Origin of the sequence: Microcoleus sp. PH2017_12_PCY_D_A, assembly GCF_020738565.1 — a bacterium.
Lineage (GTDB): Bacteria > Cyanobacteriota > Cyanobacteriia > Cyanobacteriales > Microcoleaceae > Microcoleus.
On the sequence record NZ_JAEQCI010000044.1, the window covers coordinates 60,775 to 70,022 of the forward strand.

4 protein-coding genes and 1 pseudogene are annotated in these 9,248 nt (G+C 49.1%); all 5 read left to right on the plus strand.

Going from position 1 to position 9,248, the window contains the following annotated elements:
- The first annotated feature begins 366 nt into the window (after positions 1-366).
- The 5 genes and pseudogenes from JGK39_RS14220 (at position 367) to JGK39_RS14240 (ending at position 9,031) form a co-directional block, all read left to right on the plus strand.
- Positions 367-2,148 carry an RluA family pseudouridine synthase gene (locus JGK39_RS14220; RefSeq protein ID WP_293248228.1) on the plus strand — a complete coding sequence of 594 codons (1,782 nt, stop codon included), beginning with the start codon at positions 367-369 and terminating at the stop codon, positions 2,146-2,148.
- 95 nt (positions 2,149-2,243) lie between these two features.
- Positions 2,244-2,761 (plus strand): annotated as a pseudogene (locus JGK39_RS14225) (Uma2 family endonuclease).
- Between the two features lie 591 nt (positions 2,762-3,352).
- Positions 3,353-5,620, plus strand: coding sequence for an ATP-binding protein (locus JGK39_RS14230; protein ID WP_293248234.1), 2,268 nt, complete (start codon positions 3,353-3,355; stop codon positions 5,618-5,620).
- Between the two features lie 4 nt (positions 5,621-5,624).
- Positions 5,625-6,110: a response regulator gene (locus JGK39_RS14235; RefSeq protein ID WP_293248237.1), complete on the plus strand. Its 486-nt coding sequence runs from the start codon at positions 5,625-5,627 to the stop codon at positions 6,108-6,110.
- Positions 6,107-9,031: a response regulator gene (locus JGK39_RS14240; RefSeq protein WP_293248240.1), complete on the plus strand. Its 2,925-nt coding sequence runs from the start codon at positions 6,107-6,109 to the stop codon at positions 9,029-9,031. The genes JGK39_RS14235 and JGK39_RS14240 overlap by 4 nt, the downstream gene beginning before the upstream one ends.
- Positions 9,032-9,248 lie beyond the last annotated feature (217 nt).

Below are 9,248 nucleotides of genomic sequence, written 5' to 3' on the forward strand. Positions count from 1 at the left end.
GGACTTTCACCAAAGGTGACAAACTTTTGATAACTTCCGAGTTTGAAAAACTCATAGCTGGTGGCACAACGTATGACTTCACCAGTTTGACTGCTGGTCAGACAATTATTATCGTCTAGCAGTCTATTTGGAAGTAGGGGACAGCTAGCATATAGCAATCCTAAATGATTCACAAATATTTTTACCCCACCCCAACCCTCCCCTTACTAAGGGGAGGGAGTAAGAAATTCACAAGTGATTTAGGATTGCTATAGTGGTATTTCCCAGCCGAGGATCGGGACACAAACAAATATGTCTCGATCCAGATTTTAAACCAAGTTTAATATGCGATTGCTGCACTCACTTTTAGATTTCACGGACTGTTTTATGGACTCCGATGGGGGGTCGATCGACCTTTCCGGCAATTATTGGTACGAAGGGCTTTGTCCTCAAAGCGGCGAGTTGCTGAGATTGCCGCGTACTCGAATGTCCGAGGATCTCGCCCGGGGCTTGATGCAGTATCTGGCGGCTGACGATTCTTACGATCGCGAGGGCAAGATGTACGGCATATTGCTCGTGGAGATGCCTTGGGGGGAACAGCGGATTCTCAAAGCATTTTCGGGGCTGCTGAACGGTTGCAGCGTTGTTGACGGCTGGGTGCCACCGATTCCGGGGCGCGATCGAGTTGCTTTGGACGAAGCCCGCACGTTAACTCAATTGGAGGCGATGAAACAGGAACTTATTGCACTCCATCAACTCCCGCAGCGACAAGAGTATGAAACTTTATCTGGCGAGTTTGAATTGCAATTGCAAATTTTGAGCGATCGCCACCGCAATTGCAAACAGCAGCGAGACGAAAAGCGCCAGTTGCTGTGTCAATCTCTCGCACCAGAAATACTAGAAGTTAGCCTAGAACAATTGAATCAAGCTAGCCGTTTGGAAGGGATTGAACGCAAGCAATTAAAACGGCAGCGGGATGAAACATTGCAGCCACTAAAAGTATTAATTGCAGCGGCGGATGGGCGGATGCGAGAGCTGAAACAACGGCGAAAAGAACTTTCTCGCGAACTTCAGACGCAAATGCACGCGGCTTATACCTTGGTGAATTTTTTGGGGAAATCGCGATCGATCCAGCAATTGATGCCAGCTAATTCTATTCCCACTGGCACCGGCGACTGCTGCGCGCCAAAATTGCTGCACTGCGCGGCAGTACACAATCTGAAACCGCTGGCGATGGCTGAGTTTTGGTGGGGGCCGCCATCGGGTGACAAAGTTCGGGGAGAGTTTTATGGTGCTTGTAGCGATCGGTGTCAGCCGTTGATGGGTTTTTTGCTGTCAGGATTGCCGCAAAATCCAATTGTTCCCGAGCCGAAAGCTTACCCGGCTTTTTCAGATTCAGCTAATAGCAAAAGTCTGTCAAAAACCCCATTGAAAAAAAGTGTAAATCAGTCTTTTAATGGTGACATCGAAGCTCGCCCCACAACTTATCAAAAAAATCGTGGTGGAACGGGCATCTTGCCCGTTACCAATCCCCATCAAATGCTGCCAATTGTTTATGAAGACAAATGGTTAATTGCAGTCAATAAACCCTCAGGGTTGCTGTCAGTTCCCGGTCGTTATCTGGAAAATCAAGATAGCGTTTTGAGTCGCTTGCAAAACTTGTTACCGGACGGGTTAGAACTGACAGCGGTTCATCGCTTAGATTTAGCAACATCTGGGATTTTGTTGCTGGCGCGGGACAAAGAAACCAGCAGTCAACTAAGGCTGCAATTTGAGAAACGGCGGGTCGAAAAAGTTTATGAAGCAGTGCTTTCGGGGACTGTCAACATAGAGGCGGGGACGATCGAACTCCCGGTAAAAGAAGACCCGAAAAATTCCCTGGTTCAGCAAGTTAATTTGGAGTGCGGAAAGCCCAGCGTTACTCGGTTTCAGGTAATGGCGAAGGAGGGAAATCATAGTCGCGTGGAGTTTTGGCCGCTGACGGGGCGCACGCATCAATTGAGGGTTCACGCAGCGGATGTTCGAGGGTTGGGAGTGCCGATTTTGGGCGATCGACTTTACGGATGTCGCGCCTCTGCGAACCGACTGCACTTGCACGCGCGGGAACTCTCCTTTGAGCATCCGCAGTTGGGTTCAAAGCTCAGCTTACAGGTGGCGACGCCATTTTGATCGCGCGGGCGATCGCAAGTGTGATAGTGCGATCGCCTGAAAGTAAAATAACAAGCATAGAAATCTCAACTCGCCTCTGTTTAGGAAACCTGAAAATGCTACAGACTTCCACCAAAATCCTGACCCTAGAAGAGTTTCTGAAGCGGCCGGAAACGGAACCCCCCAGCGAATACATTAATGGACGCATCATCCAAAAACCAATGCCACAAGGAGAACACAGTGCAATTCAGACAGAATTCCCACCTGCAATTAACTCGGTGCTAAGATCCCAGAAGATTGCCCGAGCTTTCTGTGAACTCCGCTGCACTTTTGGCGGGCGATCGATTATACCCGATGTTTCGGTATTCTTGTGGAACAGGATTCCTCGCCAGGAAAATGGTGCCGTGGCTAATGTTTTCTCAATTGCTCCAGATTGGGCGATCGAAATTCTTTCGCCCGACCAAAGCCAAACAAAGGTAACTAAAAATATTCTACATTGCTTGGCGCACGGAACGCAAATGGGCTGGCTGATTGACCCATCTGAGCAATGTGTATTTGTTTGTTACCAGTGCCAGAATTTGCCAGAGAATTCAATCTGACAGTTGCAGGTTTATTTAGTTGGCTGCTTGAGTAATAGCAATTTTCAAAACTTTGGCAAAAGTAGTCGTAGGGTGTGTCGCTCTCAAAAATCATGCAGCATAAAATTGACTTTTCGAGTAGCGACGCACCTCCGATATTCAAGAGTCAACTAAACAAACCCAACAATAGAATTGTTGGGCTAAGTCTTGCGGAGGGTTGTTTCGTCCACCCAATAGACCTCTTGCCTCAGTCCTTTTAATCAAATTTTGGGACGATGCTCAAAGCCATCCCACAAGAAAAAAGATTTTTGTGGGATGGCTTTGAGCATCGTCCCAGCTATTTTTGCAAGAGGTCTAATGTGTAAGGTGCGTCGCTATTTGACAAGTAGATGAAATGCTGCATGATTTTCTTTCTTCGACGCACCCGCTCGATTACTTAGTTTAGCCGATCGCCCGGGGCGGGGCGATACCGAGTATCGCAACCGCTTTTGTGGGTTAGGAAGCAATGCCAGTAATGATATGCAAGACTTCTATGGAGAGTTGTCCGGCTTTTGAGGTGAATCTACCAGCTCCTTGCCCGCTCTTAGAAAAGTGCTTTAATGAAGAGGAGTAGAAATCATTTTTAGCCGGAGTTCTCCGCACGATTCATGATAGATGAAGTTGTTGATTTCACCCAAACTGTCGATTTAACCAACTGCGATCGCGAACCAATTCAAATTCCCGGGCTGATTCAGCCCCACGGGGTGCTGTTGGTTTTGCAGGAACCTGACTTGAAGATTGTCCAGGTCAGCAATAACACGTTGGCGCTGCTAGGTCAACAGCCCCAAGAGCTGTTGGGCAAACCGCTATTAAACTTACTCGCTCCTAAGCAGATTAATGCAATTCGGCAATGTTTAAGCGAAGAGTTTGAGTATGTGAATCCCTTAGATATTTCTGTGAGATCTAAAACAAAATTGCTTCATTTTGATGGCATTGTTCATCGCTGTAACAGTCTAATTATTTTGGAATTAGAACAAAAAAAAACGAGAAAAAAAACGAATTTTTTGGAGTTGGCTCAGGGAGTCAAAGGAACGATTACTAAAATTCAAAAGGCTCCAACCTTGCTGGAGATGTGCGGGGTTGTGGTTAAAGAAGTGCGAAAAATCACGGGATTCGATCGCGTTATGGTATATCAATTGGATGCCGCAGGAGCCGGACGGGTGATTGCAGAAGATCGGGTAGAGACGCTGACGCCTTATCTGGGCTTGCACTATCCGCCCAGCGACATTCCCCAGCAAGCGAGACAGCTTTATATCCTCAACTGGCTGCGGTTAATTCCCGACTCCTCCTATGAGCCTGTCGCACTGGTGCCAGCGCACAATCCGCTAGAGTCGCGCCCGACGGATTTGAGTTTATCGGTGCTGCGGAGCGTATCTCCCGTACACTTGGAATACCTCAACAATATGGGTGTATCAGCCTCCATGTCTATTTCGCTCATCCAAGACCAAAAACTATGGGGGCTGATTGCCTGCCATCATTCGACGCCGAACTATGTGCCCTATAGCGTGCGAACCATGTGCGAGTTTGTGGGACAGGTAATGTCGATCGAACTGGCAAGCAAGGAAGATCGTGAAGACTTAGACTACAAAATGACATTGAAGTCGCTGCAAAGCAAGTTTGTAGAATCGCTATCTCAGTCAAAAAGCTTCTGGGATGGATTAGTTCAACTCAACTCGAACCTGCTCGAACTCGTGGGTGCGACGGGAGTGGCGGTTTGCGCGGGAGAACAAGTTATTTGTATTGGTGAAACGCCGCCAGAAGCTGAAATTCCTGCCCTGCGGAAATGGATTAAAACCCAAATTCAACACAACCTGTTTCAAACCCGATCGCTGTCTGAAATTTATCCAACCGCAGAGTCATTTAAGGCCGTTGCGAGCGGACTGTTAGCATTAGAAATTTCCCAAGTCAACCAAAATTACATTTTCTGGTTTCGTCCAGAAGTGATTCAAACAGTCAACTGGGGCGGCAACCCCAACAAACCTGTCGAAGTCACCACCGATGGCGAGATGCGGTTGTCTCCTCGCAAATCCTTTGAACTCTGGCAAGAAACGGTGCAGGGCACCTCGTTACCCTGGAAGTCCTGCGAGATTGAAACCGTCACCGAACTCCGCAGCCTGATCGTCGGGATTATCCTCAGTCAGGCAGATGAAATGGCCAAGATCAATCTAGAATTGCAACGCAGTAACACTGAACTAGATGCCTTCGCCTATGTCGCCTCCCACGATCTCAAAGAACCGCTGCGCGGCATTCATAACTATTCCAATTTCTTGATTGAAGATTACGGGGATGTGTTGCATTCTGACGGTATCGCTAAATTGCAAACGCTGGTGCGCCTTACGCAGCGGATGGAGGATCTGATTAATTCGCTGCTACACTATTCCCGGCTCGGACGCACCGAACTTTCGCGCCAACCGACAAATCTCAACGATGTAGTGCGACAGTCGATCGACATTTTAAAGATCGGCGGGCCGCAACAGGCGATCGAGTTTCGCACTCAAACTTTGCCGACAGTTGCCTGCGATCGCACTCAAGTCAGCGAGTTATTCCTCAACCTAATTAGTAACGCGATTAAATATAATGATAAAACCGAGAAATGGGTGGAAATTGGTGCGATCGAATCAGAAGCGGCGAGCAGTAAAGACCCAGGTTTATATACCTTTTATGTGCGAGATAACGGCATTGGCATCCCCCAAAAGCATTGGGAGCGGGTTTTTCAGATATTCAAGCGGCTCCACGCACAAGACGAATATGGTGGCGGTACAGGGGCAGGTTTGACGATCGTCCAAAAAATTGTCGATCGACACGGGGGAAAAATTTGGGTAGAATCCACCCTCGGTGAGGGCAGCACGTTTTACTTCACCTTATCGGGGCGGTGAAAGTATGACCAGATATTCAGTGATATCTGCTGTGCAACTCCCTCCGTTGCCGATCGTGGAAGACAGCAACGAAGACTTTGAAGCCCTCCAACGCTACCTAAATCAATATTCCTCGGATCTCCCCGTCTATCGCTGCATTAATGGCGATCGGGCCTTGGCGTTTCTCTACCGCAGCGAACCCTATACCGATGCTAAAACTGCTCCGCGCCCGGGACTGATTCTGCTAGACCTCAACTTACCGGGAACGGATGGGCGAGAGGTACTATATAAAATTAAACAGGATGACAAGTTGAAAAAGATTCCGGTGGTTGTTTTCACCACCTCCAACAATCCCAAAGATATCGAAGCCTGCTACGAACAAGGGGTGAATAGTTATATCATCAAACCTATGGATTTTAAGCTGTTGAAGCGAAGTATTCAAACGTTGCTGAGCTACTGGTTTGAAATCACGATGCTGCCTTTTCAGTCTCCCGAGGAAGACCAGTTATGAGTCAAATTGAGCGCACTGTTTTGATTGTGGAGGATAACCCCGAAGACACTGAAATGTATCGGCGATATTTGCTGCGCGATCGCGACTATCACTATACGATCGTGGCTGCAAAGTCTGGACAGCAAGGGCTGGTGCTGTGGCAGCAGCACCAGCCGGATGTGGTGTTGCTCGACTACCGACTCCCAGATTTGGATGGACTAGAATTTCTGGCCGCCCTGCAAGCCCAAGCACCGCAACCAAATTTACCCGTGATTGTGGTGACGGGGCAGGGGAATGAGACGATCGCAGTCCAGGCAATCAAAGCCGGCGCCCAAGACTATATAGTGAAAGGACAAATCACCCTAGAGAGTTTGCAGTTGGCGGTGCACAGGACGCTCGAAGCCGTGGAGTTGCGCCAGCAACTGCAACAGCGGATCGATCGAGAGCAGGCGATAGCGCGGATAGCACAGAAAGTGCATGGAACGCTCAACCTAGATGAAATTCTGCACATCACTGTCGAAGAGGTGCGGCAGTTCCTGCATACCGATCGCGCGATCGTGTTTCGGTTAGAAGCAGACGGCAAAGGAACTGTGATGGCAGAATCTGTTGGGGATCGATGGATATCAATTTTGTCGGCTCAGATCTACGATCCTTGTTTTGTTGAGAGCTATGTCGATCGCTACCGTCTGGGAATGGTGAGTACAAAAGCAGATATTCACGACGGCAGCATTTCCCCCTGCCACGTGGGACTCCTGACTCAGTACCAAGTTAAGGCGAATCTAGTGGTTCCCATTTTGCACGAAGATCAGTTTTGGGGAGTGCTGATTGCTCATCACTGCGCCTCCCCCCGCGAGTGGCAACCGTTGGAGATTGACTTGCTCCAGCAACTGTCAACTCAGGTGAGCATTGCGATCAGACAGGGGGAGCTTTACGAGCAAGCACAACGCGAAATCGCCGAACGCAAACGCACTGAGGAAGCGTTGCGGGGCAGCGAAGAAAGACTGCGGTTGGGACTGGCAGCCGCGCGCATGGGAACCTGGGACTGGAATATTCAGGAAAACCAGATTACCTGGTCTTCTAACATGGAAGAGCTGTTTGGGTTGGCGCCTGGAGAGTTTGATGGCTCCTACTACCAGTTTGTCGAAAGGCTGCATCCAGAAGACCGCGATCGCGTGCTAGGAGCGATCGATGCTGCTCTGGCTACGGGAGCCAACTATAACATTGAATTTCGGGTGATCTATCCCAACGGCAGAATCAGGTGGGCGCTGAGCCTGGGGAAAGTGTTTTATAATGCGATCGGGCAAGGGATTCGGATGTCGGGCGTGGATTTGGATATCACCGATCGCAAGCACACCGAGGAAGCGCTGCGTCACAGTGAAGAGTTTAGAAAACGGGTGTTAGATAGCAGCAGCGACTGCATCAAAGTGCTGGATCTGGATGCACGGCTTTTATACATGAATTCAGGAGGAATGTGCCTGTTGGAGATCGACGATCTCACCCCCTACTTGAACGCCCAATGGCTCTGTTTTTGGGAAGACGAAGCTCGGCAAGAGGCAGAAGCTGCGCTCGCGGCGGCGCAGGCAGGAGAAATCGGTAGATTCCAGGGCTTTTGTGCCACCGCCAAAGGCACGCCAAAATGGTGGGATGTGGTGGTAGCACCGATGCGGGATGGTGCAGGCAAAGTCATACAACTCTTATCGACTTCGCGGGATATTACCGATCGCAAACAAGCTGAAATCGAGCGCGATCGCATTCTGCAATTAAAACAAGCTGCCCTGGCGGAATCGGAAAGAGTTAACCGCATCAAAGACGAGTTTCTGGCGGTGCTTTCTCACGAGTTGCGATCGCCCCTCAACCCGATCTTAGGCTGGACGAAGTTGCTGCAAACTGGAAAACTGGATAAAAGCAAAAGTGTAGCAGCGTTAGCGACGATCGAACGGAATGCCCTAGCACAGACTCAATTAATTGACGACTTGCTGGATATGGCTCGCGTGCTGCGGGGCAAACTTACCCTGAATGTGACTGCTGTCAATTTGTTATCTACGATTGAATCTGCCATCGAAACAGTGCAGACTGCCGCCACGGCCAAGTCAATTGAGATTCATCCGGTGCTATCCAATATCGGGCAAGTGTCTGGGGATGCCGTTCGCCTCCAACAAATAGTCTGGAATTTGCTTTCCAACGCTGTCAAGTTCACTCCCAAGGGTGGACGAATAGACGTTCGGCTAGAAGAAGCAGACAACCAAGCGCTGATTGTGGTAACAGATACGGGCAAAGGCATCAATCCAGAATTCTTGCCGCACATCTTTGAGTCTTTCCGTCAAGAAGATGCTTCTGTTACCCGCAAACACGGAGGGCTGGGATTGGGACTGGCGATCGTTTATCAACTGGTAGAAGCCCACGGCGGAACAATCAAAGCTGACAGTTTTGGGTTCGGAAATGGAGCGACTTTTACCGTCAGCCTGCCGATGCTGAACGTCAAAAAAGAGAAAAATCGATCGGACAATTTGCTAGAGGAAGAAGTCGATCTTACAGGCATCCGAGTGTTGGCAATTGACGACGAGCCTGACAGCCTGGAACTAATCTCAGTCTTAATTGCTCAGGCGGGAGCAGAGGTGATGACAGTTGCATCTGCGACTGAATTTTTGGTAGCGCTAGAGTCGTTTGGGCCCGATGTTTTGGTGAGCGATATTGGAATGCCAGAAGTCGATGGCTACAGTTTGCTCAAATATGTGCGTTGTCTGCCACCTGAGCGCGGGGGACTTGTCCCGGCGATCGCTGTGACGGCCTATGCTGGAGAAATAAACCAGCAACAAGCTCTGGACGCAGGCTTTGGGAGGCATATTTCCAAGCCTGTCAATCCAAATCTATTGGTTGGGGCGATCGCGGATTTAGTGACAAATAGCTATGGAAACATTACCGAGAGGTGGAGCATATCTTGATAAATTATTTCTTAAACATAGCCCATACCTGATATTTTTAACCAGACAATTTCCGACTACCTTTACCTTTCAATGCGTTCAAGTTCTTCCCTCATATATATCATGTTCGCAGTGCGGGCTTAAGTCCGCAAAAACGGTTTGTAGTGCGGACTTAAGTCCGCAAAAACGGTTTGTAGTGCGGACTTAAGTCCGCAAAAACGGTTTGTAGTGCGGACTT